This is a genomic window from Streptomyces caeruleatus, assembly GCF_001514235.1.
Lineage (GTDB): Bacteria > Actinomycetota > Actinomycetes > Streptomycetales > Streptomycetaceae > Streptomyces > Streptomyces caeruleatus.
Genome location: NZ_KQ948932.1, coordinates 54,637 through 80,246 on the forward strand (window position 1 = coordinate 54,637; position 25,610 = coordinate 80,246).

A 25,610-nucleotide genomic window follows, 5' to 3' on the forward strand; every position below is an offset into this window, starting at 1 on the left:
TCGCTTGTGCGGTAAAAATAGGTTGACGCGTATTCAGCCTATTTTCTCGCTTTCACGGGAGGGGTGCAGGTGCGGGGCAGTCAAGAGCGTTGCATGGCCGCGGTGTGCGCCTGGGCCGCGGCCCTCGTCGGCCTGCTGCCCTGGCTGGTCCTGCAGACCTCCGACGCGCACCTCAGTGCCGCACTCGTCGTCCACTGCGTCGTCGTGGCGCATACCGGTGGTGCGCTCACGTGGGTGCTCACCGATACGTCGGTCCGGCTCGTCGCGTTCGGATTCTGGCTCTTCGCCTATGTGTGGCTCGGACTGGCGCCGCTCGCCATGCTCGCCACCGACACCTACCCCCTCGAATACCGGACCGACCAAGCCGGCGCCTTCACCGCCACGGTCCTGATCGAGGTCGGGCTCCTCGCCCACAGCGCTGGAGCGGTACTGGCCGCCAGGCGGGCCCAGAAACGCTCGGTCGTTCTCGAGCCGCTGCTCTCCCGCAGGCTCGCGCCGTTGCGTGTGCTCGTCCTGAGCGGCCTGGCGCTCGTGCTCGCGGTCGTACTCGTCCCTCTGCTGGGCGGGTGGGGCGCCTTCTTCACCAGCAGAGAGGCCCTGTGGCGGCTGGATGCCGCGACGGGTTCGGAGCGCACGCTACGCATCTGGCTCCTGTCCGTCCCCGCCTTCTGGGCGTTGCTGGGCCTGATCCACCTGCCCTGCCGGACGACGGGGGACCGGTGGCTGCGCCGTGCACGCTGGATGCTGCTCCCGCTGCTGATCGGGCTCAACGTGGTCGTCAACAACCCCATCAGCAGGCCGCGCTTCTGGGCCGGCACCGTCCTTCTGGCCCTGCTGTTCTCCTGGAGCCGGTTCAACCGCCCCCGGGCCTTTCGCATGACCGCCGCGGCGCTCACGGCGGTGGTGCTGCTCGTCTTCCCGTACAGCGACTACTTCCGGTACAGCCAACGGGAAGCCGTCCGCGTGGTGAGCCTGACGGAGCAGCTCACCTCGAACATGGACTACGACTCCTTCCAGCAGATGCAGACGGGCGTCGACTACGTGAAGGAGAACGGCTTCTCGCCGTCGGACGCGCTCGGCCCCGCCGTGTTCATGGTGCCGCGCTCGGTATGGCCGGAGAAGCCGCAGGCCGTCGGCATCACGCTCGCTCAGCATGCGGGCTACGACTTCTGGAACCTCTCGGCACCGCTGTGGATCGAGAGCTACATGTGGGCCGGATTCCCCTCGGTGATCGCCGTCTTCTGTCTGCTGGGCGCGGCCGGACGCCGTATGGACGACATCCGGGAACGACGGCGGGACAGCCGGACCACGCTGGCGATCCTGCTGGTCCCGGCCTTCGCCTTCTACCAGATGATCTTTCTGCGCGGCAGCCTCCTGGCCATCGTGGGACCGATGCTGCTGCTCCTGGTCGTCCCGCTGTTCATCACCCGCCCCACCGCCGCCCGGCCATCCCGGCTCCCTTCACCGGCGCTGCCGCCCGATACCGCCGGCCACGCATCCATCCCCGGAACAGGAGGCATCCGTGACCAGCTCCACCAGCTTCGATGACCGGTACGGCGAACCGGACCAGCTCCGCGACCAGCTGCGCCAGCTGCTGAGGTACCGCGTGACCATCGCGCTGGGCATCGTCCTCGGGCTGCTCGGGGGCCTGCTGCTGGTGCTGCTCCGCGCGGGCAGCTACACCTCCACCGGTGACGTTCTGGTCCGCTCGACGGTGGACCCGTTCAGCACCTACGGCGTGTCCGTCGACAACCAGGTGAGCATGGGCACCGAGCAGCAGATCGCGCTCAGCGCAACCGTCGCGGCCCGCGCGGCAGGTGTGCTGGGCGAACCGTCCCGTGCCGACGCGCTGCTGGAGGAGCTGCGGGTCAGCAATCCGCCGCACACCCAGATCCTCCGGTTCGAGTACACGGCCGGCACCGCACAGCGGGCGGCCCGGGTCACCAACGCGTTCGTCGACGCCTACCTCGCCGACCGCAAGGAGCGCTCCGACGCCACGGTGAGGCGGATGGCGAGCGCGCTGCAGCAGCAGCTCGACCCGCTGACCAGGAGGAACACCAGCGCGCTCGGCAAGGCCGAGGCCACCGCGCTGCGGGAACAGATCAACGCGCTGCGCAAGCGGATCGCCGACTACGAGGCCCGCGACACCACGGGCGGCGACGTCGTACGCAAGGCCGAGCCCCCGGAGCATCCCGCGGGGCCCGGGCCGGTGGCGCTCATCGGCCTCGGCCTGATCAGCGGGCTGGTGCTGGCCGTCGTCCTCGCCTGGTTGCGGTCCGCCTTCGAACCACGGGTCCGTTCGGTCGACGAGGTCCAGGGCGCCCTGGGTGCCCCGGTGCTGTCCGTCCTCCCGGACACCGGGACGGACAGCGACCTGCTGGAGGTCGGCCGGGTCGCCAGCAGCCGCGCGGAGGCGTACCGCGCTCTCGCCTTCCACCTCCGGGGCGGCGACGCCCGCACCGCCGGGGGCGCCCTGCTGGTCGTGGCGCCGAAGCAGGACCGCGAGACCGAGGCGGTGGCCGTCAACCTCGCCGCCGTGTTCGCCGAGTCCGGTGAGGAGGTGCTGCTGGTGGACGCCACCGCGAGCACACCTGGCCTCGCCGCACGCCTGCCGCTGCTCACCGAGGATCCGGGTGACGGCGGCGCATCGCTTCGTCCCCGGGACGTCCGGGCCGTCGTGGACGCGGGCACAGCGGGGCGCATCACGCTCTGCCCGGACAGACGTGGTGCCGCCACCAGCGACATCCCGATGTCCCCCATGGTGGCGCGCGTCCTGTCGCGTGCCGGTTCCGGAACGTCCTCGGTGGTCGTCGCCCGGCCCGTGCTCGAACACGCCGATGGCCTCGCGGTCGCCCAACGCGCGGACGGCGTCCTCATCGTGGGCGGCCTGGAGCACACCACGCGCGACGACCTCAGGCGGGTCCGCGAGCTGATCGGTTGCTCGGGCGGACACATCCTGGGCGCGGTGCTCCACCCGGCCACGCGGCGCCGACTGTTCCGCGGTGCGCTGCTCGGCGGCCGCCGACCGGAGGAGCAGGGCTCGTCCGCCACGCCGGCCGCCCGGGCCGAGGATCTGATTCCCCAGCCCCAGCAGAACTCGTCCGAGCAGGACGACACGCTCACCGCCTCCAAAGGATGAGCGCCTCCGGAACGGCCCTTCCCGCCGCCGGCGGGAAGGCCGCCGCCCGGAGCGGGGTCGCCGCCACCGCGCGGGGCGGCTGGTGGGGCTTCCTGGGGTCGGCGGTCAGCGCTGTCTTCGGCTACGTCCTGGTCACCCTGGTCACTCGTGCCCTCGGGGCGCACGGGTCGGGAGCGGTGTTCACAGGCGTCGCCGTCTTCACCATCCTCAGCAACACCTGCAAGCTCGGAGCCGACACGGGGCTGGTGCGCTTCGTCTCCCGTGACGTGGCCACCGGCGGCGGCCGACAGGTGGGCGCGCTGCTGCGCACCGCGGTCGTACCGGGAGCAGCGGTGAGCACCGGGGCCGCCGCGCTGCTGTTCCTGTCCCCCTCGACGGCCACCTCGCTGCTGCCGAACCTCGCTCCCGGTGACGCGGTCACTCTGGTCAGGCTCTTCGCGCTGTTTCTCCCCCTGGCCACGATCACCCTGATTCTGCTCGGAGCGACCCAGGGGTACGGCACCGTGATCCCGTTGGTCGGGGTCGAGCAGATCGGCAAACCGGTCCTGCGCGTGCTGATCGCCGTGCCGGTCGCGCTGCTGGCTCCAGGTGTGCTGAGCCTGGCCGCCGCTTGGCTCGTCCCCTCCCTGGCCGGCGTCCTCGTCGCCTGGCACGCGCTGCGCCGGTGCCGCCGCACCGGCCCCAGACATCCTTCCGAGCCCGATGTGGCCGTCCCACGACACGGATTCTGGGCCTTCGCCATGCCTCGGGCGATCTCCTCCGTCTTCGACATCAGCGCGGTCTGGGTGGGCGTGGTCCTGCTGTCCAGCCTGGCGACGAGCGAAGAGGCGGGCATCTACACAGCCGTCGGCCGTGTCGTCATCGCGGCGACGCTGCTCCAGCTCGCCATCCGGCTGGCCGTCGCTCCGGAGATCAGCCGACTGCTCGCCGTGGACGACATCCCGCAGGCCCGCCATCTGTACCGGGTCTCGACCCGCTGGATCGTGCTGTTCTCCTGGCCCCTGCTCGTCCTGCTCACGAGCTTCCCCGGCACTGTTCTGTCGTTGTTCGGGCCGGAGTTCGAGCAGGGGACGGACGCGCTGGTGGTGCTCTGTGTGGCCTCGGCGGTCAACGTCGGTGTGGGGAACGCCCAGACGGTGCTGCTCATGGCGGGCAAGAGCTCCTGGCATCTGGCGGTCACCGGCGTCGCGTTCACCGTGCAGCTGACGGTCGGCCTCCTCGCCGTTCCCCGTCTGGGCGTCCTCGGAGCCGCCCTGTCCTGGGGGGCGGCGACCGTCGTCGAGAACCTTGTCGCCGCCGCGTTGGTGCGACGGCATCCGGGCTTCACGATCATCGACAGCGGATATCTCACGGCCACTTTCGCCGGCCTGTGTCTCACGGTGCCGCTTGTCCTTCCCACCAGGCTGCTGGCAGGTGACACGGCCGTCGGACTTGCCGTCGCAATCACCATGGGATTGTGCGTATTCGGTATAAGTTTGTGGCGATTTAGCACACCCCTGGGGGTGCATGAACTCGTCGGTGTGCTGCGCGAACGCGCCACTTGAGGCCGTCCCGGAATCGAGACCGCCCCACCCTCCCCGTTTCCTCCACCCGTACTTGCTGCAACCAGGGATGTTCCATGCGTCTGAGAAAAAGCACCAAGAGAGGGGCCACCACGGTTTCGGCTGTGGCCCTCCTCGCGGCTGCCTCGCTCATCACCGCGTCCGCCTCAGCAGCCGACAGCGACGAGAAGACCCTGACCGCCGACACGCTGGCGACCTGGCAGACCGACGGCATCGTCTGGTCGCTGGAGTACGCGAACGGTGTCATGTACGTCGGCGGAACCTTCAGCAAGGTCCGTCCCCCGGGCGCGAAACCCGGTCAGCGGGAGGTCGCACGCAAGAACTTCGCCGCGTTCGACGCCCGCACCGGCAGGCTCCTGCCGTGCACCCTGCCGCTCTCCGGCGGCGGGAACACGGTACGGGCCTTGAAGGCCTCGCCGGCCGACGAAGTGCTGTACGTCGGTGGCTCGTTCACGAAGGCCGGCAAGAGGCGGGCGGCCGGCGCGGTCGCGCTCAACATGGGCAACTGCTCACTGCGCGACGACTTCCGTCCGAACATCTCGTCGTTCGTCCGGGCCATCGAGGTCACGGGCAGCGCGGTCTACCTGGGGGGCGACTTCACGCGCGTCAACGGTCGCGAGAGGGAGCGCGTCGCGGCGTTCACCCCCAGCGGCTCGCTGCTGCCGTTCAAGGCGGAGATCGACGGTCCCGTACGTGCCCTTCTCGCGGCGCCCGAATTCGGCAAGCTCCTCGTCGGCGGCAACTTCAACATGGTCAACGGTGACCTGGCGAGGTCGCTCATCGCCCTGCGCCCCGCCACCGGCAGGACGGTGACGTCGTACCCGGACTGGCTGCCGTCGAGATCTTCCGTGCAGGCCCTGACCCGCGACGACACCAACTTCTATGTCGCGGCCGAGGGCAGGGGCACCGGCATCTTCGACGGCCGTATCGCCGGACGTCTCGGCAACGGCGAAATGGTGTGGAAGGACACCTGCCTGGGCGCCACCCAGGCCCTCGCCGTGCTCAACGGCGTCCTCTACAGCGGCTCCCACGCCCACAACTGCCGGGACACACCGGGCGGCTTCGCCGAGGGCAACTTCCGCCAGCACTTCCTGGCCCAGTCGATCCGGGACCGGCACATCCTGCACTGGTTCCCCGACACGGACGGCGGCACCGGCGAGGGCAACGGCCCCCGGGCGCTGAAGACGGCCGGGCAAATCCTCTGGGCGGGCGGCGAGTTCACCGAGGTCAACGGCAGGCGGCAGCAGAGCCTGACCCGGTTCACCGCCGGGCCCGACCGGGGCGCCCCGGAAGAGCCGCCCCAGCTCAAGGCCTCGACATCGAGCGCCGGCCGGGTCACGCTCAGCTGGCGTTCGGCATGGGACCGGGACAACGCGGTGCTGAAGTACCGCATCTACCGGGACGGCAGGCTCGTGGCCTCGCCGACGGGCCGGTCCGCGGAGTGGAACCGCCCCACGATGAAGTACACGGACACCGTCACGCCCGGCTCCCGCCACCGTTACCGGATCGCCGTCACCGACGGCGTGAACGCCTCGCCCGCGTCGGAGACGCTCGTGGTCAGCGCCGTGGCCGCCGAGCGTACGAAGGCAAGGCGTTGATGGGAGAACGTCTCGGCTACGCACCGGGGGTCTTCGACCTCTTCCACGTGGGCCATCTGAACATCCTGCGCCGGGCGCGAGGGCACTGCGACCGGCTCATCGCCGGCGTCTGCTCCGACGAACTCGTGGTGCGCCTGAAGGGCAGGCCGCCCGTCGTGCCGCTCTCCGAGCGACTGCAGATCGTCCGCAGTGTGCGCTATGTGGACGAGACCTTCGTCGCGACCGTGGACGACAAGATCGCGATCTGGAAGGAGGTCGGTTTCGACGTCATCTTCAAGGGCGACGACTGGCTCGGCACGGACGTCTGGACGACGCTCGAATCCGAGTTCGCTGCGGTGGGGGTGAAGGTCGTCTACTTCCCCTACACCGTCCACACCTCGAGCACCCTGCTGCGGGAGGCGCTGAGACTCCTCGGCGAGCAGGCACCGCCCGGAGCGGCCTCAGGACAACTGGCGGGGCCACGGCTGAGCACAACGGACAGGTGACGCAGGTCTGAGATGCCGCCGCGTTACGACGCACGGTCGTTCCATTCGGTGTGCGCACCGAATGAGGGAACCGAATCGGCGGAAAAGGCCTTCAGCAGGATGGAGGCCAGAGGTTGCGGGTGTCTTGGCGGGCGTCGAACATCCCAGAAAGGAGCCATCGCGCCTGCCGCGACTCTTGACGCCGTTTACCGGCGTTTCGCGGTCGTCCTTCAAAGGAAGGCATCTGCATGTCACTTGTGCTGCCGGGTTCGTCCGAAGACGGCCACGATCACTGCTGTTACCGCTTTCGTGGCGGCATTCGGAGTATTCCAGTGCGCTGAGGCGGGAGCAGCACTTCCCGCCGAGGGCGGTGAACCGTCCGGCATCAGCAGGCTCTCGGACCAGTTGACGGTTCCCTAGGGTGTTTCGTTCCTGCCGGGCAAGGCGGCGGCACTGGTGACGGAGCGAAACACCGGTGTGGTCTGGAAGGTCGGCCTGAACGGGAGCAAGAAGCGGGTCGGCTCGGTACCGAACGCGGTCTGGAGCAAGGCCACGCAGGACAAGGGCGGTCTGTTGGGTGTCGCCGTGTCACCGACCTGGAACGGGACGACGGACCAGGACGTGTTCTTCATGGAGACCACGGCCACCGACAACCGTGTGGTCCGGATGAAGTTCAACGGCTCCACGCTGAGCGGCTACACGCCCGTGTTGACCGGCATCGTCAGGGACACACAGCACAACGGCGGGACGATTGCCCTCGGCCCCGACCGCTATCTCTACGTCGCCACCGGTGACGCGCAGCAGGGGCGGCTGGCCCAGAAGAAGAACTCACTCAACGGAAAGATCCTGCGGATCACCAAGACCGGTGCCGCGGCTCCGAGAAACCCCTTCGGAACCCGCGTCTACAGCTATGGTCATCGAAACCCGCAGGGTCTCGCCTGGGACGGCTCCGGGCGGCTGTGGGAAACGGAGATCGGCCAGAGCGCCTGGGACGAACTCAACCTCATCAAGCCGGGCCGGAACTACGGCTGGCCCACCTGCGAGGGTCACTGCTCCGCCGCGGGAATGACGAACCCCAAGTTCGTGTGGGCGGTGGATCACGGTGGAGCGCCCGCCCAGATCGCCGTCGCCGACAACGTCATCTACGCCTCGACAACCTCGACGCCGTCGACGCGATCATCGAGCTCGGAGTGTCCTGGGGCGTGGACCGCATCGAGCTGGCCAACGTCCAGTTCTACGGCTGGGGCCTGCTCAACCGTGCCGCGCTGCTCCCGACCCGCGACCAGCTAGCCGGCGCGCGGGACACCGTGGAGCGATGGCGAGAGCGGCTCTCTACGGGACCCGAGCTGGTCTGGGTCGTCCCCGACCACTTCGACGGTGTCGCCAAGCCCTGCATGGGCGGCTGGGGAGCGGTCTCCTCACCGTCACCCCGGACGGCACCGCCCTGCCCTGCCCGGCCGCCGCCTCGCTGCCCGACCTGGACCCGCCGAACGTCCGGGACCATCGCCTGGACTGGATCTGGGATCACTCCGCGGCGTTCACCCGCTACCGCGGCACCGACTGGATGGTCGGCCCCTGTCGCAGCTGTTCCCGCCGCGACGAGGACTTCGGCGGCTGCCGCTGCCAGGCCTACGCTCTCACCGGGGACGCGGCCCGTACGGACCCCGCGTGCCGGCTCTCCCCGGACCACGGGGTGATCAGGGAGCTCACTGAGGGGAGCGCGGGGGCGGCCGCCCGGATCAGGCGGCGCCGACCGGGTCGGGGCGAGGGCGTCCGCACCCGGGTTTGACCCGCGTCACCCTCGGGGTATTCTCTCCGGCTCGATTGGCCAGCCCCCTGCCCCATATGGCAGACTGTCCGAGTTGCTCGGTCGAGTGTTGATGCTGCGCGCCTCCCGCCGGGAGGACCGGAAGCGAGTCCCACAGTACTCGTCGCCCTAACTGCCGTAAGGCAGCGCTGGGGCGGACGTACGGGAATCTTCCGGGAAGTGTGGTGCGGCACTGGCCAGGCACCCGGTGAACCTCTTTCCCAAGGCAGGGATGTTCGAACAAGGGACATCTGTGTCAGCGAAAGCGCGACACGCCCGACCGCGTGGGTCGGAGGAGGTCAAGGGAACACCGGGTTCCAGAGCTGTAGAGAGACAGGACTACTGAGTAGCCATGGCGGGACAGAAGATCCGCATCCGGCTCAAGGCCTACGACCACGAGGTCATCGACTCCTCGGCGAAGAAGATCGTCGAGACGGTGACCCGCACTGGTGCGTCGGTCGCGGGCCCGGTGCCGCTGCCCACTGAGAAGAACGTGTACTGCGTCATCAAGTCGCCGCACAAGTACAAGGACTCGCGCGAGCACTTCGAGATGCGCACGCACAAGCGCCTGATCGACATTCTCGACCCGACCCCCAAGACCGTTGACTCTCTGATGCGACTCGACCTCCCGGCCGGTGTCGACATCGAGATCAAGCTCTGAGGGCTGGTGATCTGAGAATGGCTAAGCAGATCAAGGGCATCCTGGGCGAGAAGCTCGGCATGACGCAGGTGTGGGACGAGAACAACCGTGTTGTTCCGGTCACCGTCGTCAAGGCCGGCCCCAACGTCGTCACCCAGGTCCGTACCAACGACGTCGACGGCTACGAGTCGGTCCAGATCGCCTTCGGCGAGATCGACCCGCGCAAGGTGAACAAGCCCCTCAAGGGCCACTTCGCCAAGGCCGACGTCACCCCCCGTCGTCACCTCGTCGAGATCCGCACCGCTGACGCCTCCGAGTACACGCTCGGCCAGGAAGTCACGGCCGAGGTCTTCGAGTCCGGCGTGAAGGTCGACGTCACCGGCAAGAGCAAGGGCAAGGGCTTCGCCGGTGTCATGAAGCGTCACAACTTCAAGGGCCTCGGCGCCGGTCACGGCACCCAGCGCAAGCACCGCTCGCCCGGTTCCATCGGTGGCTGCGCCACCCCGGGCCGCGTGTTCAAGGGCCTCCGCATGGCGGGTCGCATGGGCAACGAGCGGGTCACCACCCAGAACCTGACCGTCCACGCCGTTGACGCGGAGAAGGGTCTGCTGCTCATCAAGGGCGCGGTTCCCGGTCCGAACGGCGGCCTCGTCCTGGTCCGCACCGCGGCCAAGGGGGCCTGAGGTAACCGATGAGCACTGTTGACATCCTTTCGCCGGCGGGCGACAAGGCCGGTTCCGTCGAGCTCCCCGCGGAGATCTTCGACGTAGAGAAGATCAGCGTTCCGCTGCTCCACCAGGTCGTCGTCGCGCAGCTGGCCGCTGCCCGCCAGGGCACGCACAAGACCAAGACGCGTGGCGAGGTCCGTGGTGGTGGCAAGAAGCCTTACCGCCAGAAGGGCACCGGTCGCGCCCGTCAGGGCTCGACCCGCGCGCCGCAGTTCGCCGGTGGTGGCGTCGTGCACGGTCCCGTGCCGCGTGACTACTCGCAGCGGACCCCGAAGAAGATGAAGGCCGCGGCCCTGCGCCACGCCCTCACCGACCGGGCCCGCAACAACCGCATTCACGTCGTCTCCGGCGTGATCGAGGGCGACAACCCGTCCACGAAGGCCGCCAAGAGCCTGTTCGGCAAGATCTCGGAGCGCAAGAACCTGCTCCTGGTCGTCGAGCGCGCCGACGAGGCCGCGTGGCTGTCCGCCCGCAACCTGCCCCAGGTCCACATCCTGGAGCCGGGCCAGCTGAACACGTACGACGTTCTCGTCTCGGACGACGTGGTCTTCACCCAGGCCGCCCTGGAGTCCTTCGTGTCCGGCCCGAAGGCCAATGACACCGAAGGGAGCGAGGCCTGATGGCTATCCGTCACCCCGCCATTGCCTCCAAGGCCGCGAAGAAGGCCAAGGCCGCTCGCGTCGCCAAGGCGCGTCGCCACGCCGCCGAGGGCAAGAACACCGTCATCACGCCGGCGAGCAAGGCATTCACGGACCTCCGTGACGTCCTGATCAAGCCGGTCGTGTCCGAGAAGAGCTACGCGCTTCTCGACGAGAACAAGTACACGTTCATCGTCGCGCCGGGCTCCAACAAGACCCAGATCAAGCAGGCCGTCGAGTCGGTCTTCGAGGTCAAGGTCACCGGGGTCAACACGATCAACCGCCAGGGCAAGCGCAAGCGGACCCGCACGGGCTTCGGCCAGCGTGCCGGCACCAAGCGCGCGATCGTGACCCTCGCTGAGGGCGACCGTATCGACATCTTCGGCGGTCCGACCGCCTAAGGGCGGTCCGGATCGTCCGATATCGGACGAGGACTGAGAAATGGGAATCCGCAAGTACAAGCCGACTACGCCGGGCCGTCGCGGCTCCAGCGTCGCCGACTTCGTCGAGGTCACGCGGTCCACGCCGGAGAAGTCGTTGGTCCGCCCCCTGCACAGCAAGGGTGGCCGTAACAACTCCGGTCGTGTGACCGTCCGCCACCAGGGTGGTGGCCACAAGCGCGCCTACCGCGTGATCGACTTCCGTCGTCACGACAAGGACGGCGTGCCGGCGAAGGTCGCGCACATCGAGTACGACCCCAACCGCACCGCGCGCATCGCGCTGCTGCACTACGCCGACGGCGAGAAGCGCTACATCCTCGCCCCGCGCAACCTGCAGCAGGGTGACCGCGTCGAGAACGGTCCCGGGGCCGACATCAAGCCGGGCAACAACCTGGCGCTGCGCAACATCCCGGTCGGTACCACGATCCACGCGATCGAGCTCCGTCCCGGTGGCGGCGCCAAGTTCGCCCGCTCCGCCGGTGCCTCCGTGCAGCTGCTCGCGAAGGAGGGCCAGATGGCCCACCTGCGCATGCCCTCCGGTGAGATCCGCCTGGTCGACGTGCGCTGCCGCGCCACCGTCGGCGAGGTCGGCAACGCCGAGCAGAGCAACATCAACTGGGGTAAGGCCGGCCGTAAGCGCTGGCTGGGCGTTCGCCCGACCGTTCGCGGTGTGGCGATGAACCCGGTTGACCACCCGCACGGTGGTGGTGAGGGCAAGACCTCCGGTGGTCGCCACCCGGTCTCCCCGTGGGGTCAGAAGGAGGGTCGTACTCGTTCGCCCAAGAAGGCGTCGAACAAGTACATCGTCCGCCGCCGCAAGACGAACAAGAAGCGCTAGGAGCGGGTTTAGATGCCGCGCAGTCTCAAGAAGGGGCCCTTCGTCGACGACCACCTGATCAAGAAGGTGGAAGCCCAGAACGAAGCCGGCACCAAGAACGTCATCAAGACCTGGTCCCGTCGCTCCATGATCGTGCCGGCCATGCTCGGCCACACGCTCGCGGTGCACAACGGCAAGACCCACATCCCGGTGTTCGTCACCGAGTCGATGGTCGGCCACAAGCTCGGCGAGTTCTCGCCGACGCGCACCTTCCGGGGCCACGTCAAGGACGACCGGAAGTCGAAGCGCCGCTAGTAGCGGATCGCATTCAGACACGTAAGTAACTGAGAGGGACAACCATGGAAGCCAGGGCCCAGGCGCGGTACATCCGCGTTACGCCCATGAAGGCCCGCCGCGTGGTGGACCTTATCCGTGGCATGGATGCCACGGAGGCTCAGGCTGTTCTGCGATTCGCTCCGCAGGCAGCCTCCGTGCCCGTCGGCAAGGTGCTCGACAGCGCCATCGCCAACGCCGCGCACAACTACGACCACCCGGACGCCACCTCGCTGTTCATCAGCGAGGCGTACGTCGACGAGGGCCCGACCCTGAAGCGGTTCCGTCCGCGTGCCCAGGGCCGTGCCTACCGGATCCGCAAGCGGACCAGCCACATCACCGTGGTCGTCGCCAGCAAGGAAGGAACCCGGTAATGGGCCAGAAGGTTAACCCGCATGGGTTCCGGCTCGGTGTCACCACGGACTTCAAGTCCCGGTGGTACGCCGACAAGCTGTACAAGGACTACGTCAAGGAAGACGTCGCCATCCGTCGGATGATGACGTCCGGCATGGAGCGCGCCGGTATCTCGAAGGTTGAGATCGAGCGCACCCGTGACCGTGTGCGGGTGGACATCCACACCGCGCGTCCGGGCATCGTCATCGGCCGCCGTGGCGCCGAGGCCGACCGCATCCGCGGTGACCTCGAGAAGCTCACGGGCAAGCAGGTCCAGCTGAACATCCTCGAGGTCAAGAACCCCGAGACCGACGCTCAGCTGGTTGCCCAGGCCGTTGCCGAGCAGCTCTCCTCCCGCGTCTCCTTCCGCCGCGCCATGCGTAAGAGCATGCAGTCGGCGATGAAGGCCGGCGCCAAGGGCATCAAGATCCAGTGCGGTGGCCGCCTCGGCGGCGCCGAGATGTCCCGCTCGGAGTTCTACCGCGAGGGCCGTGTGCCCCTGCACACGCTCCGCGCGAACGTGGACTACGGCTTCTTCGAGGCCAAGACGACCTTCGGCCGCATCGGCGTGAAGGTCTGGATCTACAAGGGCGACGTCAAGAACATCGCCGAGGTCCGCGCCGAGAACGCTGCGGCCCGTGCGGGTAACCGCCCGGCCCGTGGTGGTGCCGACCGCCCGGCCCGTGGTGGCCGCGGTGGCGAGCGGCGCGGTCGTAAGCCGCAGCAGGCTGCTGGTTCCGAGGCCCCCAAGGCCGAGGCTCCCGCGTCCGCTCCGGCTGAGAGCACCGGAACGGAGGCCTGACCGACATGCTGATCCCCCGTAGGGTCAAGCACCGCAAGCAGCACCACCCGAAGCGCCGTGGTCAGGCCAAGGGCGGTACGACGGTTGCGTTCGGCGAGTACGGCATCCAGGCCCTCACGCCGGCGTACGTGACCAACCGCCAGATCGAGGCGGCCCGTATCGCGATGACCCGCCACATCAAGCGTGGCGGCAAGGTCTGGATCAACATCTACCCGGACCGCCCGCTGACGAAGAAGCCTGCCGAGACCCGCATGGGTTCCGGTAAGGGTTCTCCGGAGTGGTGGATCGCGAACGTGCACCCGGGCCGGGTCATGTTCGAGCTGTCCTACCCCAACGAGAAGATCGCCCGTGAGGCGCTGACTCGTGCGGCCCACAAGCTGCCGATGAAGTGCCGGATCGTCAAGCGCGAGGCAGGTGAAGCGTGATGTCGGCCGGTACCAAGGCGTCCGAGCTGCGCGAGCTGGGCAACGAGGAGCTTCTGGCGAAGCTCCGCGAGGCCAAGGAAGAGCTGTTCAACCTCCGCTTCCAGGCGGCGACCGGTCAGCTCGAGAACCACGGTCGGCTCAAGGCCGTCCGTAAGGACATCGCGCGGATCTACACCCTGATGCGTGAGCGCGAGCTGGGCATCGAGACGGTGGAGAGCGCCTGATGAGTGAGAGCAACGTGACTGAGCAGACTGCAGAGGCCCGCGGCTTCCGCAAGACCCGCGAGGGTCTCGTCGTCAGCGACAAGATGGACAAGACCGTCGTCGTCGCCGTCGAGGACCGCGTCAAGCACGCGCTGTACGGCAAGGTCATCCGCCGTACCAACAAGCTCAAGGCGCACGACGAGCAGAACGCCGCGGGTGTCGGCGACCGTGTCCTCCTCGCGGAGACCCGGCCGCTGTCCGCGACGAAGCGCTGGCGCGTCGTCGAGATCCTCGAGAAGGCCAAGTAATTTCCTGCGGGCAAACCCGCAGGTCAGTTCCGCCAGGCTCCGGGTGGGTGTGTAACTTGCACACCCGCCCGGGGAACCGGCAGACAAACAGGAGATAGACGTGATCCAGCAGGAGTCGCGACTGCGTGTCGCCGACAACACTGGTGCGAAGGAGATCCTTTGCATCCGTGTGCTCGGTGGCTCCGGTCGCCGCTACGCGGGCATCGGTGACGTCATCGTCGCCACCGTCAAGGACGCGATCCCCGGTGGCAACGTGAAGAAGGGTGACGTCGTCAAGGCGGTCATCGTTCGCACCGTCAAGGAGCGCCGCCGTCCGGACGGCTCGTACATCCGCTTCGACGAGAACGCCGCCGTCATTCTGAAGAACGACGGCGACCCTCGCGGCACCCGCATCTTCGGCCCGGTCGGGCGTGAGCTGCGCGAGAAGAAGTTCATGAAGATCATCTCGCTGGCTCCGGAGGTGCTGTAAGCATGAAGATCAAGAAGGGCGACCTGGTCCAGGTCATCACCGGCAAGGACAAGGGCAAGCAGGGCAAGGTCATTGCCGCTTACCCGCGCGACGAGCGTGTCCTGGTCGAGGGTGTCAACCGGGTCAAGAAGCACACCAAGGCCGGCCCGACCGCCAAGGGCTCGCAGGCCGGTGGCATCGTCACGACCGAGGCGCCGATCCACGTCTCCAACGTCCAGCTGGTCGTTGAGAAGGACGGCAACAAGGTCGTCACGCGTGTCGGCTACCGCTTCGACGACGAAGGCAACAAGATCCGCGTTGCCAAGCGGACGGGTGAGGACATCTGATGGCTACCACCACCACTCCGCGTCTGAAGACGAAGTACCGCGAGGAGATCGCGGGCAAGCTGCGTGACGAGTTCAAGTACGAGAACGTCATGCAGATCCCCGGCCTCGTCAAGATCGTGGTCAACATGGGTGTCGGCGACGCCGCCCGTGACTCGAAGCTGATCGAGGGCGCGATCCGCGACCTGACCACCATCACCGGTCAGAAGCCGGCCGTCACCAAGGCCCGCAAGTCCATCGCGCAGTTCAAGCTGCGTGAGGGTCAGCCGATCGGTGCCCACGTCACGCTCCGTGGCGACCGCATGTGGGAGTTCCTGGACCGCACCCTGTCGCTCGCGCTGCCGCGCATCCGCGACTTCCGTGGTCTGTCCCCCAAGCAGTTCGACGGCCGTGGCAACTACACCTTCGGTCTCACCGAGCAGGTCATGTTCCACGAGATCGACCAGGACAAGATCGACCGTACCCGGGGCATGGACATCACCGTGGTGACCACGGCGACCAACGACGCTGAGGGCCGTGCGCTCCTTCGTCACCTCGGCTTCCCCTTCAAGGAGGCGTGAGCGAGATGGCGAAGAAGGCTCTCATCGCGAAGGCTGCTCGCAAGCCCAAGTTCGGCGTGCGTGGCTACACGCGCTGCCAGCGCTGCGGCCGTCCCCACTCCGTGTACCGCAAGTTCGGCCTGTGCCGCGTGTGCCTTCGTGAGATGGCTCACCGTGGCGAGCTGCCGGGCGTGACCAAGAGCTCCTGGTAATCCCCTTATTTAGGGATTCCAGAGGCTCTCGGTAAGCACTGGGCGTGTCAGGCGCCCTCCCTTCCATGGCTTAGGCTTGGAGGGTTGGGCGCCTGACGGTCGCCCGTACGACTTACTACGCCGTAGGTCCACCGCGCCGCACCCGTCCCGTCTCGGATCGGGGAGAGGGATGGCGCACCAGGAAACCCCGGCGAGAGAGGCCGAAGGCCAATTCATGACCATGACTGATCCGATCGCAGACATGCTTACGCGTCTGCGGAACGCGAACTCGGCATACCACGACTCCGTGACGATGCCGGCATCGAAGATCAAGTCGCACATCGCGGAGATCCTCCAGCAGGAGGGCTTCATCACGGGCTGGAAGATCGAGGACGCCGAGGTCGGCAAGAACCTCGTTCTCGAGCTGAAGTTCGGCCCGAACCGTGAGCGCTCCATCGCGGGCATCAAGCGGATCTCCAAGCCCGGTCTCCGGGTTTACGCGAAGTCCACCAACCTGCCGAAGGTGCTGGGCGGCCTCGGCGTGGCGATCATCTCCACGTCGCACGGGCTCCTCACCGACAAGCAGGCCGGCAAGAAGGGCGTGGGTGGGGAAGTCCTCGCCTACGTCTGGTAGCGGAAGGGAACGGAGGAAACAGCTATGTCGCGTATTGGCAAGCTCCCCATCACGGTTCCCGCCGGCGTGGACGTCACCATCGACGGCCGTACGGTCTCGGTCAAGGGCCCCAAGGGCGAACTGACCCACACCGTTGCCGCGCCGATCGACATCGCCAAGGGTGAGGACGGCGTTCTGAACGTCACCCGCCCCAACGACGAGCGTCAGAACAAGGCCCTGCACGGCCTGTCCCGCACGCTGGTGGCGAACATGATCACCGGCGTGACCCAGGGTTACGTGAAGAAGCTCGAGATCAGCGGTGTCGGTTACCGCGTGACGGCCAAGGGTTCGAACCTCGAGTTCGCTCTCGGCTACAGCCACCCGATCACTGTCGAGGCCCCCGAGGGCATCACCTTCAAGGTCGAGGCGCCCACGCGTTTCTCGGTCGAGGGCATCGACAAGCAGAAGGTCGGCGAGGTTGCGGCCAACATCCGCAAGCTGCGCAAGCCCGACCCGTACAAGGCCAAGGGCGTCAAGTACGAGGGCGAAGTCATCCGCCGCAAGGTCGGAAAGGCGGGTAAGTAAGCCATGGCATACGGACAGAAGATCCTTAAGGGCGACGCCTACAAGCGCGCCGCGATCAAGCGCCGCCACATCCGGATCCGTAAGCACATCAACGGAACGGCGGAGCGTCCCCGTCTGGTCGTTACCCGCTCCAACCGCCACATCGTGGCCCAGGTGATCGACGACATCAAGGGTCACACCCTTGCGTCGGCGTCCACCCTGGACACCTCGATCCGCGGTGGCGAGGGCGACAAGTCCGCGCAGGCCAAGCAGGTCGGTGCCCTGGTCGCCGAGCGTGCCAAGGCCGCCGGTGTCGAGGCCGTCGTATTCGACCGTGGTGGCAACCAGTACGCCGGGCGCATCGCCGCCTTGGCGGACGCCGCCCGCGAAGCCGGCTTGAAGTTCTGAGCCGTTCGTAGCTAGCGGAAAAGAGAGAGGTAAATCCAATGGCTGGACCCCAGCGCCGCGGTGGCGGTGCCGGTGGCGGCGAGCGGCGGGACCGGAAGGGCCGTGACGGCGGCGCAGCTGCCGCCGAGAAGACCGCGTACGTTGAGCGCGTTGTCGCGATCAACCGCGTCGCCAAGGTTGTGAAGGGTGGTCGTCGCTTCAGCTTCACCGCGCTGGTCGTGGTAGGCGACGGTGACGGCACCGTGGGTGTCGGTTACGGCAAGGCCAAGGAGGTGCCGGCCGCCATCGCCAAGGGCGTTGAGGAGGCCAAGAAGCACTTCTTCAAGGTCCCCCGTATCCAGGGCACCATCCCGCACCCCATCCAGGGTGAGAAGGCTGCCGGCGTCGTCCTGCTCAAGCCCGCGTCCCCCGGTACCGGTGTTATCGCCGGTGGCCCGGTGCGTGCCGTGCTCGAGTGCGCCGGTATCCACGACGTGCTGTCGAAGTCGCTCGGCTCCGACAACGCGATCAACATCGTGCACGCGACCGTGGAGGCCCTGAAGGGTCTGCAGCGTCCCGAGGAGATCGCGGCTCGCCGTGGTCTGCCGCTCGAGGACGTCGCCCCCGCGGCTCTTCTCCGTGCGCGTGCCGGGGCGGGTGCGTAATCATGGCGCAGCTCAAGATTACGCAGGTCAAGTCCTACATCGGCAGCAAGCAGAACCACCGTGACACCCTGCGTTCCCTTGGTCTCAAGGGCATCAACACGCAGGTCGTCAAGGAGGACCGCCCCGAGTTCCGCGGCATGGTGCACACCGTCCGCCACCTCGTGACGGTCGAGGAGGTCGACTGATCATGGCGGAGCAGAACCCGCTCAAGATCCACAACCTCCGTCCCGCCCCGGGCGCCAAGACCGCCAAGACCCGTGTGGGTCGTGGTGAGGCGTCGAAGGGTAAGACGGCCGGTCGTGGTACCAAGGGTACGAAGGCCCGTTACCAGGTTCCGGAGCGCTTCGAGGGTGGCCAGATGCCCCTCCACATGCGTCTTCCGAAGCTGAAGGGCTTCAAGAACCCGTTCAAGACCGAGTTCCAGGTCGTGAACCTCGACAAGCTGGCCGCGCTGTACCCCGAGGGTGGCGAGGTCACCGTCGAGGGTCTGGTCGCCAAGGGTGCCGTTCGCAAGAACAGCCTCGTCAAGGTGCTCGGCCAGGGCGAGATCTCCGTGGCGCTGCAGGTGACGGTCGACGCCGTCTCCGGCTCCGCCAAGGAGAAGATCACCGCCGCCGGCGGCACCGTCACCGAGCTCGTCTGAGCCAGGACGGCGTTTCGCTGACGTAGAAGCAGGACGGCCGGGGACGGCCCTCTTCGGAGGGGCGTCCCCGGCCGTTTCTTTTTCGGTCCGTCAGGCGCCGGTGATGCGCTCGGCGTTCTTCCGCCACTTGGCACGCAGGTCGAGGAACTCCTTCATCTGCTCCGCGTGCCGGCTGATGTACCGCTGTTCGTAGGCGGATTCGACGGCGACGACCACGTCGAGGTAGCGCACCCTCTTCTTACAGGCCATGTCCGCGGCGGCCGTGGCTGTTTCTGCCTTGCCCGGGCCCTTTCCGGTGTTCGTCTGCCACCGCGCGTCCGTCGCGGCCTCCGTCGGGGACGTGTACTTGTAGCCGTCGGACTTCATGCAGGACGACCAGCGGGAGATCACCCGCTTGATACGGCTGTCCTGCTGGATCTGAAGGGAAAGGGTCTGGCGGATCACGCTCACATAGGACTCGATGAGACCTCGTGGGCTGGCGTCCGAGACACGGGTGATGACCATGCCCTGTTCCTCGAATTTGCTGGGCGGGCTTGCGCCTTCCGTCAATTCGCGTCCGGCTTCCCCGTAGCATCCGTCCTTGGGGACCTGGTGGCCTTTGTAGGTCACCATCTTTCCGGAGAGCAGCTTTTTCTCGGTCTGTGTCGCCGTGTCGTCCCAACTTCCCTTTTCCGGGCCCTCGGGCGGCAGGGAATAGCCGTTCTTCGCCGCCTCGGGGAACCAGAGGAATTCATAGATGTTCGGTTCGGCCTCGGCGACCGCGTTCTCGTCGAGCGGATGCTGTCGGTGGCCGAGGTCGCGCAGGCAGCGGTTCACCACCACTGCCTCGGCCTTCTTCAGGGCGGTGTCGTCGGCCGTGTCAGGGGTGTACTTGTCCAGGGGCCGGGTGACCTGGAGCCGGTCGGTCGGCACCTTGGGTACGGCGCGGACGGACGGCTCCGGCTGCGGGCTTGCCGTGCCGTCCGGCTGTGCGGTGGAGCCGAGACTTGAGCAGCCGGTCACGAGCACCGTGCCGGCGGCGAGGAAGAGCGTGAATTTCTTGGGTGCCACTGGTCCTCCGTAAAGCAACAGGAAAAGCCGCGTGGCCCCCTGCTTCACGTCAGGAGGCCACGCAGCTGAATCGGACGTCAGTCAGCCGTCCGTCGAGGACTCAGCAGCCGTACTTGGAGTACGAGGAGATGATGTCGTTGTAGGGACCGGTGAAGGGGCTGCTGAATTCGCCCTTCGTGCCCTTGGCGATCTGGATGCTGGCGCCCTTGAAGTCCACGTTCACGAAGAACTTGAACCCGGTGCAGGAGGTACCCGAGCCGGCGGTCCAGCCGGAGATGGAGTCGCCGATGTAGGCGCCGTCGTTGAAGTAGTGCCGGCCGTGGAAGTTCTTGAGGGCGGGCGAGCCCAGGTCGTAGTAGCCCTTGCTCTTGTTGTGCCCGTGGTCGTTGAACACACAGATGTCGCTGCTGGAGCAGGTGCCGTCACCGCTGCCGGCCGAGGCCGACGGCGCCAGCATGATGCCCGCGGCCACGGTGGCGGCGGCGACGGACGCGATGGTTGCTATGGAGCGCTTCACGCGCATTGTTGAACCCCCAGTTTTGGTTCGTCAGGGCTGGTCGTGCGGTTGGTCGGCCGCGTTCCCTGACGCTGTGCGACGTGATGATCACGCCGTTCGATCAAGGACCATACGAGGCGTGTCCGGGGCGGTCAAGCGTTTTACGTGTGTGTGTTCGAATCCTTCGGCCGGTGGGCGGAAGGAGAACCACAAGGGGGGTGGATCGACGCCCCGTTAGGGCTCTGATGTAGGTAGGCTGTGGCGCTAGCGCCCAGCGCTGTCCTGGCGTGCCGTAATCTCGTTCCGCAGGCCGTTAACCCAATTCAGTCGTTACCTCACGCGCGCACACGCGGGGGTCGCAGGAGGCACCGTGCTCACCGCGTTCGCCCGGGCGTTCAAGACGCCCGACCTGCGCAAGAAGCTGCTCTTCACGCTCGGCATCATCGTGATCTACCGGATCGGTACGCATATCCCGATCCCCGGCGTCGACTACAGGGCCGTCCAGGTCTGTATCGATCAGGCGAGCACCAACACCGGCCTTTTCGGTCTGGTCAACATGTTCAGCGGTGGCGCTCTGCTGCAGATCACCATCTTCGCGCTCGGCATCATGCCGTACATCACGGCGAGCATCATCCTTCAGCTGCTGACCGTAGTGATCCCGCGTCTGGAAGCCCTGAAGAAGGAGGGTCAGGCCGGTACCGCGAAGATCACGCAGTACACGCGGTACCTGACCGTGGCGCTGGCGATCCTCCAGGGCACCGGCCTGGTGGCCACCGCCCGCAGCGGCGCGCTCTTCCAGCGCTGCCAGGTCGCCAACCAGATCGTGCCGGACCAGTCGATCTTCACCACCGTCGTGATGGTCATCACCATGACCGCCGGTACGGCCATGGTCATGTGGCTCGGTGAGCTCATCACCGACCGCGGCATCGGCAACGGCATGTCGATCCTGATGTTCATCTCGATCGCCGCGACCTTCCCGTCCGCGCTGTGGGCCATCAAGGAGCAGGGCTCGCTGGCCGACGGCTGGATCGAGTTCGGCACGGTGGTCGCCGTCGGCCTCGTGATGATCGGCCTGGTGGTCTTCGTCGAGCAGGCTCAGCGCCGTATTCCGGTGCAGTACGCGAAGCGGATGATCGGCCGCCGGTCCTACGGCGGTACGTCGACCTACATTCCGCTGAAGGTCAATCAGGCGGGCATCATCCCTGTGATCTTTGCCTCGTCGCTGCTCTACATCCCGGCGCTGATCGCACAGTTCTCCGGTGGATCTTCCGACTGGAAGGCCTGGATCGAACGGAACCTCGCGCAGACGGACGCCCCGACGCACATCGTCCTCTACTTCTTCCTGATCATTTTCTTCGCGTTCTTCTACGTGGCCATCTCGTTCAACCCCGAGGAAGTCGCGGACAACATGAAGAAGTATGGTGGCTTCATCCCGGGCATCCGGGCTGGCCGACCGACCGCTGAGTACCTTTCGTACGTGCTCAACCGGATCACCTGGCCGGGCTCGCTGTACTTGGGTCTGATCGCTCTCGTGCCGACGATGGCGTTGGCTGGTTTCGGGGCAAACCAGAACTTCCCGTTCGGCGGGACCAGCATCCTGATCATCGTGGGTGTCGGTCTCGAGACGGTGAAGCAGATCGAGAGCCAGCTCCAGCAGCGCAATTACGAAGGGTTCCTCCGCTAATGCGTATCGTCCTCGTCGGGCCGCCGGGTGCCGGCAAGGGAACGCAGGCCGCGTTCCTCGCCAAGAACCTGTCGATCCCGCACATCTCCACGGGCGACCTGTTCCGGGCCAACATCAGCCAGCAGACGGAGCTCGGGAAACTCGCGAAGTCCTACATGGACGCGGGCAACCTGGTGCCGGACGAGGTCACCATCGGGATGGCCAAGGACCGCATGGAGAAGCCGGACGCCGAGAACGGCTTCCTTCTGGACGGCTTCCCGCGCAACGTGTCCCAGGCCGAGGCGCTCGACGAGATGCTCCAGTCCGAGAGCATGAAGCTGGACGCGGTGCTGGACCTCGAGGTCCCCGAGGAAGAGGTCGTCAAGCGGATCGCCGGGCGGCGGATCTGCCGCAAGGACTCCAGCCACGTCTTCCACGTGACGTACAGCCAGCCGAAGGCCGAGGGCGTCTGCGACGCCTGCGGTGGCGAGCTGTACCAGCGCGACGACGACTCGGAGGAAACCGTCCGCACGCGGCTGGAGGTCTACCACACGCAGACCGAGCCGATCATCGACTACTACAAGGCGCAGGGGCTGGTCGTCACCATCTCCGCGCTGGGCAAGGTCGAAGAGGTCACGGCGCGCGCCATGGAGGCGCTCCAGCGTGACGAGGACGGCAAGTAGCAGCGCTCTTGGCTCGTACGTAGCTCAGGCCGCGGCTCCCTGTGAGGGGGCCGCGGCTGCTGCGTGGGGTGGGGCGCGCAGGCTCCGCCCTTATGGTTGACACAGTCCCCTCTATCCGGCCCACGAAAGGCGCCCGTCCCCATGGTGCAGATCAAGTCCCCCGAGCAGATCGCCAAGATGCGTGAGGCGGGGCTGGTCGTCGCCGCCATTCACGCGGCCACGCGCGAGGCCGCGGTGCCCGGGGCCAGCACCAAGGATCTGGACGAGGTCGCGCGCAAGGTGCTCGCGGAGCACGGCGCGAAGTCGAACTTCCTCGGCTACGGCGGTTTCCCCGCGACGATCTGCACCTCCGTGAACGACGTCGTCGTCCACGGCATCCCGTCCGAGGACGTCGTCCTCAAGGACGGCGACATCATCTCCATCGACTGCGGCGCCGTCATCGACGGCTGGCACGGCGACGCCGCCTACACCGCCTTCGTGGGCTCCGGTCACGCCCCGGAGCTGGTCGAGCTCTCCCGGGTGACCGAGGAGTCGATGTGGGCCGGCATCGCGGCGATGAAGCAGGGGAACCGGCTCGTCGACGTATCCCGTGCCATCGAGACGTACATCCGCCGGCAGCCGAAGCCGGGTGGCGGCAAGTACGGGATCGTCGAGGACTACGGCGGTCATGGCATCGGTACCGAGATGCACATGGACCCGCATCTGCTGAACTACGTCGACCGGCGGCGGGGGAAGGGGCCGAAGCTGGTGCCCGGGTTCTGCCTCGCCATCGAGCCGATGGTCTCGCTCGGCACGCCGAAGACCGAGGTGCTCTCGGACGACTGGACGGTGATCACGACCGACGGCACGTGGTCGTCCCACTGGGAGCACTCGGTCGCCCTTACCGAAGAGGGGCCGCTGGTGCTCACGTCTCCCGACGGGGGTAAGGCGAAGTTGGCGGAGCACGGGATCGTCGCGGCGCCGGATCCGTTGGCCTGAGCGCCTACCGGGGAGGGTGGTTCTGTTGGTGGGCGGCTGCGGGCCGGTGGGGGTTGATCGTGCCCACGCGGCGGAGCCGCATATTGACAGAGCCCCGCGCCCCTGAGGCGTGTATCCTCCCCGGCGCTTAATGATCTCCCCGCCAGGGCAGGCTTCCTCGATTCGTCTTTCAGGGTGGGCTGACGTAGACTGACTCGTCGGCTCTCGTGCACCCGCATGTCCGCATGCGCCCGTAAGGGAACGCAGGGGAGTCGATCAAGGTAGTCGATTCGAAGGGCGAAGCGTGGCCAAGAAGCAAGGTGCCATCGAGATCGAGGGCACTGTCGTCGAGTCTCTGCCGAACGCCATGTTCAAGGTCGAGCTCCAGAACGGCCACCAGGTCCTGGCACACATCAGCGGCAAGATGCGTATGCACTACATCCGCATCCTCCCTGACGACCGGGTCGTGGTGGAGCTGTCTCCGTACGACCTGACGCGTGGCCGGATCGTCTACCGGTACAAGTAGATCTTGCCCGAGCCCCGGGACCTCCCTGGGCGATGGCACTGACCCGGAGAACCTCACCCAATGAAGGTCAAGCCGAGCGTCAAGAAGATCTGCGACAAGTGCAGGGTGATCCGCCGTCACGGTCGGGTCATGGTCATCTGCGAGAACCCGCGCCACAAGCAGCGCCAGGGCTGACGCACGACCGATCCCTCTGCTTCCATCGCAGAGATTCGCGCGACGCAAGCTGAATATGTTCATACGCAGAACCCAGGCGAGTTTTTGCCTGACACCCCCGGTTCGGAGGCCGGGGACTCAGTTCGTACCTCGTACGGCGGCTGGGAGTCGGTTCTGCGGAAGACCTCCGAAGATCACCAGGAGCCATTGAATGGCACGCGTTTCCGGTGTTGACATCCCGCGCGAAAAGCGCGTGGAGGTCGCCCTCACCTACGTGTTCGGCATCGGCCGGACCCTCTCGCAGCAGACGCTGGCTGCCACCGGCGTCGACCCGAACACCCGCGTTCGCGACCTCTCCGAGGAGCAGCTCGTCGCGATCCGCGAGTACGTGGACAACAACATCAGGACCGAGGGTGACCTCCGTCGTGAGATCCAGGCCGACATCCGCCGCAAGGTCGAGATCGGTTGCTACCAGGGTCTGCGTCACCGTCGCGGTCTGCCCGTCCGCGGTCAGCGCACCAGCACGAACGCCCGTACCCGCAAGGGCCCGCGTCGCGCCATCGCCGGCAAGAAGAAGCCGGGCAAGAAGTAGTCCTCAGCGGACAACGCTTCATCAGCGGTCTTCGCTGTAGGACCGACCACCTCCCCGTAGGAGTTTGTAGATGCCCCCCAAGGGTCGTCAGGGCGCTGCCAAGAAGGTGCGCCGCAAGGAAAAGAAGAACGTCGCTCACGGCCACGCGCACATCAAGAGCACGTTCAACAACACGATCGTCTCCATCACGGACCCGTCCGGCAACGTGATCTCCTGGGCCTCCGCCGGCCACGTCGGCTTCAAGGGCTCCCGGAAGTCCACGCCGTTCGCCGCGCAGATGGCCGCCGAGTCGGCTGCCCGCCGCGCTCAGGAGCACGGCATGCGCAAGGTCGACGTGTTCGTGAAGGGTCCGGGTTCCGGTCGTGAGACCGCGATCCGTTCGCTCCAGGCCACGGGCCTCGAGGTCGGCTCCATCCAGGACGTCACCCCGACCCCGCACAACGGCTGCCGTCCGCCGAAGCGTCGTCGCGTCTGACGCACGGCTGCTTCGAGCAGGCTGGGTTTGGGTTCCGGGCGGTACGGCGCTGTAAGGCCGTATCGCCCGTACCCTTGCAGTACCCGCGCTTTTCACGGGTGCGGTTTCCGTCGGGCGTCAAATAGCGGGCGTCCACGAAAGAAGGATCTGATCCACACATGCTGATCGCTCAGCGTCCCTCGTTGACCGAAGAGGTCGTCGACGAGTTCCGCTCCCGGTTCGTGATCGAGCCGCTGGAGCCGGGCTTCGGGTACACCCTCGGTAACTCCCTGCGCCGGACCCTCCTGTCCTCGATCCCGGGTGCGGCGGTCACGTCCATCCGTA

General features: G+C 67.0%; 35 protein-coding genes and 3 pseudogenes. 36 read left to right on the forward strand and 2 right to left on the reverse strand.

Annotated elements, in window-relative coordinates:
• Positions 1-93 precede the first annotated feature (93 nt).
• From AQJ67_RS26065 to rplO, 28 genes and pseudogenes are all read left to right on the forward strand, one after another.
• Positions 94-1,548 carry a hypothetical protein gene (locus tag AQJ67_RS26065; protein WP_062721724.1) on the forward strand — a complete coding sequence of 485 codons (1,455 nt, stop codon included), beginning with the start codon at positions 94-96 and terminating at the stop codon, positions 1,546-1,548.
• On the forward strand, positions 1,523-3,139 hold the full coding sequence (locus AQJ67_RS26070) for a hypothetical protein (RefSeq protein ID WP_062721727.1): 1,617 nt from the start codon (positions 1,523-1,525) through the stop codon (positions 3,137-3,139). The genes AQJ67_RS26065 and AQJ67_RS26070 overlap by 26 nt, the downstream gene beginning before the upstream one ends.
• The gene (locus tag AQJ67_RS26075; RefSeq protein WP_062721729.1) at positions 3,136-4,683 is read left to right on the forward strand and encodes an oligosaccharide flippase family protein; all 1,548 of its coding nucleotides are present in this window, start codon (positions 3,136-3,138) and stop codon (positions 4,681-4,683) included. The genes AQJ67_RS26070 and AQJ67_RS26075 overlap by 4 nt, the downstream gene beginning before the upstream one ends.
• Positions 4,684-4,757: 74 nt before the next feature.
• A complete protein-coding gene (locus AQJ67_RS26080) occupies positions 4,758-6,299 on the forward strand; it encodes a fibronectin type III domain-containing protein (protein ID WP_062721731.1) in 1,542 nt (513 codons plus the stop codon).
• Complete coding sequence (locus AQJ67_RS26085; RefSeq protein ID WP_079056176.1) at positions 6,296-6,784, forward strand: FAD synthase family protein; 489 nt, start codon at positions 6,296-6,298, stop codon at positions 6,782-6,784. Before AQJ67_RS26080 ends, AQJ67_RS26085 begins: the two co-directional genes overlap by 4 nt.
• 411 nt (positions 6,785-7,195) lie before the next feature.
• Positions 7,196-7,846, forward strand: a pseudogene (locus AQJ67_RS49575) (PQQ-dependent sugar dehydrogenase); the annotation flags it as partial.
• 59 nt (positions 7,847-7,905) lie between these two features.
• Positions 7,906-8,552, forward strand: a pseudogene (locus tag AQJ67_RS26095) (SPASM domain-containing protein); the annotation flags it as partial.
• A gap of 370 nt (positions 8,553-8,922) precedes the next feature.
• Positions 8,923-9,231 (forward strand): 30S ribosomal protein S10, encoded by a 309-nt coding sequence (gene rpsJ, locus AQJ67_RS26100; protein WP_003948644.1) that lies wholly within the window; start codon positions 8,923-8,925, stop codon positions 9,229-9,231.
• Positions 9,232-9,248: 17 nt separating this feature from the next.
• Positions 9,249-9,893 carry a 50S ribosomal protein L3 gene (gene rplC / locus AQJ67_RS26105; RefSeq protein ID WP_030046373.1) on the forward strand — a complete coding sequence of 215 codons (645 nt, stop codon included), beginning with the start codon at positions 9,249-9,251 and terminating at the stop codon, positions 9,891-9,893.
• A gap of 8 nt (positions 9,894-9,901) precedes the next feature.
• Complete coding sequence (rplD, locus tag AQJ67_RS26110) at positions 9,902-10,558, forward strand: 50S ribosomal protein L4 (RefSeq protein WP_062721735.1); 657 nt, start codon at positions 9,902-9,904, stop codon at positions 10,556-10,558.
• The gene (rplW, locus tag AQJ67_RS26115) at positions 10,558-10,977 is read left to right on the forward strand and encodes a 50S ribosomal protein L23 (protein ID WP_062721737.1); all 420 of its coding nucleotides are present in this window, start codon (positions 10,558-10,560) and stop codon (positions 10,975-10,977) included. The genes rplD and rplW overlap by 1 nt, the downstream gene beginning before the upstream one ends.
• A 40-nt stretch (positions 10,978-11,017) precedes the next feature.
• Positions 11,018-11,854: a 50S ribosomal protein L2 gene (rplB, locus tag AQJ67_RS26120; protein WP_030046376.1), complete on the forward strand. Its 837-nt coding sequence runs from the start codon at positions 11,018-11,020 to the stop codon at positions 11,852-11,854.
• 12 nt (positions 11,855-11,866) lie between these two features.
• Positions 11,867-12,148: a 30S ribosomal protein S19 gene (rpsS, locus tag AQJ67_RS26125; RefSeq protein WP_019753092.1), complete on the forward strand. Its 282-nt coding sequence runs from the start codon at positions 11,867-11,869 to the stop codon at positions 12,146-12,148.
• Between the two features lie 44 nt (positions 12,149-12,192).
• Positions 12,193-12,540, forward strand: a complete 348-nt coding sequence (gene rplV, locus AQJ67_RS26130; RefSeq protein ID WP_062706767.1) for a 50S ribosomal protein L22 — start codon at positions 12,193-12,195, stop codon at positions 12,538-12,540.
• Entirely contained in the window at positions 12,540-13,361 is an 822-nt protein-coding gene (gene rpsC / locus AQJ67_RS26135) for a 30S ribosomal protein S3 (RefSeq protein ID WP_031477835.1), read from the forward strand. The genes rplV and rpsC overlap by 1 nt, the downstream gene beginning before the upstream one ends.
• A gap of 5 nt (positions 13,362-13,366) precedes the next feature.
• Positions 13,367-13,786 carry a 50S ribosomal protein L16 gene (rplP, locus tag AQJ67_RS26140; protein ID WP_004927269.1) on the forward strand — a complete coding sequence of 140 codons (420 nt, stop codon included), beginning with the start codon at positions 13,367-13,369 and terminating at the stop codon, positions 13,784-13,786.
• Positions 13,786-14,010 carry a 50S ribosomal protein L29 gene (rpmC, locus tag AQJ67_RS26145; RefSeq protein ID WP_003974259.1) on the forward strand — a complete coding sequence of 75 codons (225 nt, stop codon included), beginning with the start codon at positions 13,786-13,788 and terminating at the stop codon, positions 14,008-14,010. The genes rplP and rpmC overlap by 1 nt, the downstream gene beginning before the upstream one ends.
• Entirely contained in the window at positions 14,010-14,297 is a 288-nt protein-coding gene (rpsQ, locus tag AQJ67_RS26150) for a 30S ribosomal protein S17 (RefSeq protein ID WP_007384073.1), read from the forward strand. Before rpmC ends, rpsQ begins: the two co-directional genes overlap by 1 nt.
• A 100-nt stretch (positions 14,298-14,397) precedes the next feature.
• Positions 14,398-14,766 (forward strand): 50S ribosomal protein L14, encoded by a 369-nt coding sequence (rplN, locus tag AQJ67_RS26155; RefSeq protein ID WP_003998823.1) that lies wholly within the window; start codon positions 14,398-14,400, stop codon positions 14,764-14,766.
• A gap of 2 nt (positions 14,767-14,768) precedes the next feature.
• The gene (gene rplX, locus AQJ67_RS26160; protein WP_030046380.1) at positions 14,769-15,092 is read left to right on the forward strand and encodes a 50S ribosomal protein L24; all 324 of its coding nucleotides are present in this window, start codon (positions 14,769-14,771) and stop codon (positions 15,090-15,092) included.
• Complete coding sequence (gene rplE / locus AQJ67_RS26165; RefSeq protein ID WP_020135807.1) at positions 15,092-15,649, forward strand: 50S ribosomal protein L5; 558 nt, start codon at positions 15,092-15,094, stop codon at positions 15,647-15,649. The genes rplX and rplE overlap by 1 nt, the downstream gene beginning before the upstream one ends.
• A gap of 5 nt (positions 15,650-15,654) precedes the next feature.
• Positions 15,655-15,840: a type Z 30S ribosomal protein S14 gene (locus AQJ67_RS26170; RefSeq protein WP_003948630.1), complete on the forward strand. Its 186-nt coding sequence runs from the start codon at positions 15,655-15,657 to the stop codon at positions 15,838-15,840.
• A 214-nt stretch (positions 15,841-16,054) separates the two neighbouring features.
• On the forward strand, positions 16,055-16,453 hold the full coding sequence (gene rpsH / locus AQJ67_RS26175) for a 30S ribosomal protein S8 (RefSeq protein WP_007494756.1): 399 nt from the start codon (positions 16,055-16,057) through the stop codon (positions 16,451-16,453).
• A gap of 24 nt (positions 16,454-16,477) precedes the next feature.
• Positions 16,478-17,017, forward strand: a complete 540-nt coding sequence (gene rplF, locus AQJ67_RS26180; RefSeq protein WP_053846786.1) for a 50S ribosomal protein L6 — start codon at positions 16,478-16,480, stop codon at positions 17,015-17,017.
• Between the two features lie 3 nt (positions 17,018-17,020).
• Positions 17,021-17,404, forward strand: a complete 384-nt coding sequence (gene rplR, locus AQJ67_RS26185) for a 50S ribosomal protein L18 (protein WP_007494754.1) — start codon at positions 17,021-17,023, stop codon at positions 17,402-17,404.
• A gap of 38 nt (positions 17,405-17,442) precedes the next feature.
• On the forward strand, positions 17,443-18,048 hold the full coding sequence (gene rpsE / locus AQJ67_RS26190) for a 30S ribosomal protein S5 (protein ID WP_009190144.1): 606 nt from the start codon (positions 17,443-17,445) through the stop codon (positions 18,046-18,048).
• A gap of 2 nt (positions 18,049-18,050) precedes the next feature.
• Positions 18,051-18,233: a 50S ribosomal protein L30 gene (gene rpmD, locus AQJ67_RS26195; protein WP_003974250.1), complete on the forward strand. Its 183-nt coding sequence runs from the start codon at positions 18,051-18,053 to the stop codon at positions 18,231-18,233.
• A 2-nt stretch (positions 18,234-18,235) separates the two neighbouring features.
• Positions 18,236-18,691: a 50S ribosomal protein L15 gene (gene rplO / locus AQJ67_RS26200; RefSeq protein WP_023547373.1), complete on the forward strand. Its 456-nt coding sequence runs from the start codon at positions 18,236-18,238 to the stop codon at positions 18,689-18,691.
• A 90-nt stretch (positions 18,692-18,781) separates the two neighbouring features.
• On the opposite strand, the gene AQJ67_RS26205 is transcribed toward rplO, so the two are convergent.
• Together AQJ67_RS26205 and AQJ67_RS26210 are read right to left on the reverse strand one after the other, a co-directional pair.
• A complete protein-coding gene (locus tag AQJ67_RS26205; protein WP_062721739.1) occupies positions 18,782-19,741 on the reverse strand; it encodes a hypothetical protein in 960 nt (319 codons plus the stop codon).
• Positions 19,742-19,841: 100 nt separating this feature from the next.
• Positions 19,842-20,258: a hypothetical protein gene (locus AQJ67_RS26210; protein WP_208615047.1), complete on the reverse strand. Its 417-nt coding sequence runs from the start codon at positions 20,256-20,258 to the stop codon at positions 19,842-19,844.
• Positions 20,259-20,607: 349 nt separating this feature from the next.
• Here AQJ67_RS26210 and secY point away from each other — a divergent pair, with 349 nt between their 5' ends.
• From secY to AQJ67_RS47010, 8 genes and pseudogenes are all read left to right on the forward strand, one after another.
• Positions 20,608-21,921 (forward strand): preprotein translocase subunit SecY, encoded by a 1,314-nt coding sequence (secY, locus tag AQJ67_RS26215; protein ID WP_062721743.1) that lies wholly within the window; start codon positions 20,608-20,610, stop codon positions 21,919-21,921.
• The gene (locus tag AQJ67_RS26220; protein ID WP_062721745.1) at positions 21,921-22,583 is read left to right on the forward strand and encodes an adenylate kinase; all 663 of its coding nucleotides are present in this window, start codon (positions 21,921-21,923) and stop codon (positions 22,581-22,583) included. Before secY ends, AQJ67_RS26220 begins: the two co-directional genes overlap by 1 nt.
• Before the next feature lie 141 nt (positions 22,584-22,724).
• Positions 22,725-23,561, forward strand: coding sequence for a type I methionyl aminopeptidase (gene map, locus AQJ67_RS26225; protein ID WP_062721747.1), 837 nt, complete (start codon positions 22,725-22,727; stop codon positions 23,559-23,561).
• A 283-nt stretch (positions 23,562-23,844) separates the two neighbouring features.
• The gene (gene infA, locus AQJ67_RS26230; protein WP_003948620.1) at positions 23,845-24,066 is read left to right on the forward strand and encodes a translation initiation factor IF-1; all 222 of its coding nucleotides are present in this window, start codon (positions 23,845-23,847) and stop codon (positions 24,064-24,066) included.
• Between the two features lie 60 nt (positions 24,067-24,126).
• Positions 24,127-24,240, forward strand: a complete 114-nt coding sequence (gene rpmJ, locus AQJ67_RS26235; RefSeq protein ID WP_003998809.1) for a 50S ribosomal protein L36 — start codon at positions 24,127-24,129, stop codon at positions 24,238-24,240.
• A gap of 190 nt (positions 24,241-24,430) precedes the next feature.
• The gene (rpsM, locus tag AQJ67_RS26240) at positions 24,431-24,811 is read left to right on the forward strand and encodes a 30S ribosomal protein S13 (RefSeq protein WP_062721749.1); all 381 of its coding nucleotides are present in this window, start codon (positions 24,431-24,433) and stop codon (positions 24,809-24,811) included.
• Positions 24,812-24,881: 70 nt separating this feature from the next.
• Positions 24,882-25,286, forward strand: coding sequence for a 30S ribosomal protein S11 (gene rpsK / locus AQJ67_RS26245; protein ID WP_003956432.1), 405 nt, complete (start codon positions 24,882-24,884; stop codon positions 25,284-25,286).
• 158 nt (positions 25,287-25,444) lie between these two features.
• Positions 25,445-25,610, forward strand: a pseudogene (locus AQJ67_RS47010) (DNA-directed RNA polymerase subunit alpha); the annotation flags it as partial.

Excerpts from the sequence above, each read along its gene's own strand:
- AQJ67_RS26065 (WP_062721724.1), top strand. The coding sequence starts at position 94 with ATGGCCGCGGTGTGCGCCTGGGCCGCGGCCCTCGTCGGCCTGCTGCCC.
- AQJ67_RS26075 (WP_062721729.1), top strand. The coding sequence starts at position 3,136 with ATGAGCGCCTCCGGAACGGCCCTTCCCGCCGCCGGCGGGAAGGCCGCC.
- AQJ67_RS26080 (WP_062721731.1), top strand. The coding sequence starts at position 4,758 with ATGCGTCTGAGAAAAAGCACCAAGAGAGGGGCCACCACGGTTTCGGCT.
- rpsJ (WP_003948644.1), top strand. The coding sequence starts at position 8,923 with ATGGCGGGACAGAAGATCCGCATCCGGCTCAAGGCCTACGACCACGAG.
- rplC (WP_030046373.1), top strand. The coding sequence starts at position 9,249 with ATGGCTAAGCAGATCAAGGGCATCCTGGGCGAGAAGCTCGGCATGACG.
- rplD (WP_062721735.1), top strand. The coding sequence starts at position 9,902 with ATGAGCACTGTTGACATCCTTTCGCCGGCGGGCGACAAGGCCGGTTCC.
- rplW (WP_062721737.1), top strand. The coding sequence starts at position 10,558 with ATGGCTATCCGTCACCCCGCCATTGCCTCCAAGGCCGCGAAGAAGGCC.
- rplB (WP_030046376.1), top strand. The coding sequence starts at position 11,018 with ATGGGAATCCGCAAGTACAAGCCGACTACGCCGGGCCGTCGCGGCTCC.
- rpsS (WP_019753092.1), top strand. The coding sequence starts at position 11,867 with ATGCCGCGCAGTCTCAAGAAGGGGCCCTTCGTCGACGACCACCTGATC.
- rplV (WP_062706767.1), top strand. The coding sequence starts at position 12,193 with ATGGAAGCCAGGGCCCAGGCGCGGTACATCCGCGTTACGCCCATGAAG.
- rpsC (WP_031477835.1), top strand. The coding sequence starts at position 12,540 with ATGGGCCAGAAGGTTAACCCGCATGGGTTCCGGCTCGGTGTCACCACG.
- rplP (WP_004927269.1), top strand. The coding sequence starts at position 13,367 with ATGCTGATCCCCCGTAGGGTCAAGCACCGCAAGCAGCACCACCCGAAG.
- rpmC (WP_003974259.1), top strand. The coding sequence starts at position 13,786 with ATGTCGGCCGGTACCAAGGCGTCCGAGCTGCGCGAGCTGGGCAACGAG.
- rpsQ (WP_007384073.1), top strand. The coding sequence starts at position 14,010 with ATGAGTGAGAGCAACGTGACTGAGCAGACTGCAGAGGCCCGCGGCTTC.
- rplX (WP_030046380.1), top strand. The coding sequence starts at position 14,769 with ATGAAGATCAAGAAGGGCGACCTGGTCCAGGTCATCACCGGCAAGGAC.
- rplE (WP_020135807.1), top strand. The coding sequence starts at position 15,092 with ATGGCTACCACCACCACTCCGCGTCTGAAGACGAAGTACCGCGAGGAG.
- AQJ67_RS26170 (WP_003948630.1), top strand. The coding sequence starts at position 15,655 with ATGGCGAAGAAGGCTCTCATCGCGAAGGCTGCTCGCAAGCCCAAGTTC.
- rpsH (WP_007494756.1), top strand. The coding sequence starts at position 16,055 with ATGACCATGACTGATCCGATCGCAGACATGCTTACGCGTCTGCGGAAC.
- rplF (WP_053846786.1), top strand. The coding sequence starts at position 16,478 with ATGTCGCGTATTGGCAAGCTCCCCATCACGGTTCCCGCCGGCGTGGAC.
- rplR (WP_007494754.1), top strand. The coding sequence starts at position 17,021 with ATGGCATACGGACAGAAGATCCTTAAGGGCGACGCCTACAAGCGCGCC.
- rpsE (WP_009190144.1), top strand. The coding sequence starts at position 17,443 with ATGGCTGGACCCCAGCGCCGCGGTGGCGGTGCCGGTGGCGGCGAGCGG.
- rpmD (WP_003974250.1), top strand. The coding sequence starts at position 18,051 with ATGGCGCAGCTCAAGATTACGCAGGTCAAGTCCTACATCGGCAGCAAG.
- rplO (WP_023547373.1), top strand. The coding sequence starts at position 18,236 with ATGGCGGAGCAGAACCCGCTCAAGATCCACAACCTCCGTCCCGCCCCG.
- AQJ67_RS26220 (WP_062721745.1), top strand. The coding sequence starts at position 21,921 with ATGCGTATCGTCCTCGTCGGGCCGCCGGGTGCCGGCAAGGGAACGCAG.
- map (WP_062721747.1), top strand. The coding sequence starts at position 22,725 with ATGGTGCAGATCAAGTCCCCCGAGCAGATCGCCAAGATGCGTGAGGCG.
- rpmJ (WP_003998809.1), top strand. The coding sequence starts at position 24,127 with ATGAAGGTCAAGCCGAGCGTCAAGAAGATCTGCGACAAGTGCAGGGTG.
- rpsM (WP_062721749.1), top strand. The coding sequence starts at position 24,431 with ATGGCACGCGTTTCCGGTGTTGACATCCCGCGCGAAAAGCGCGTGGAG.
- rpsK (WP_003956432.1), top strand. The coding sequence starts at position 24,882 with ATGCCCCCCAAGGGTCGTCAGGGCGCTGCCAAGAAGGTGCGCCGCAAG.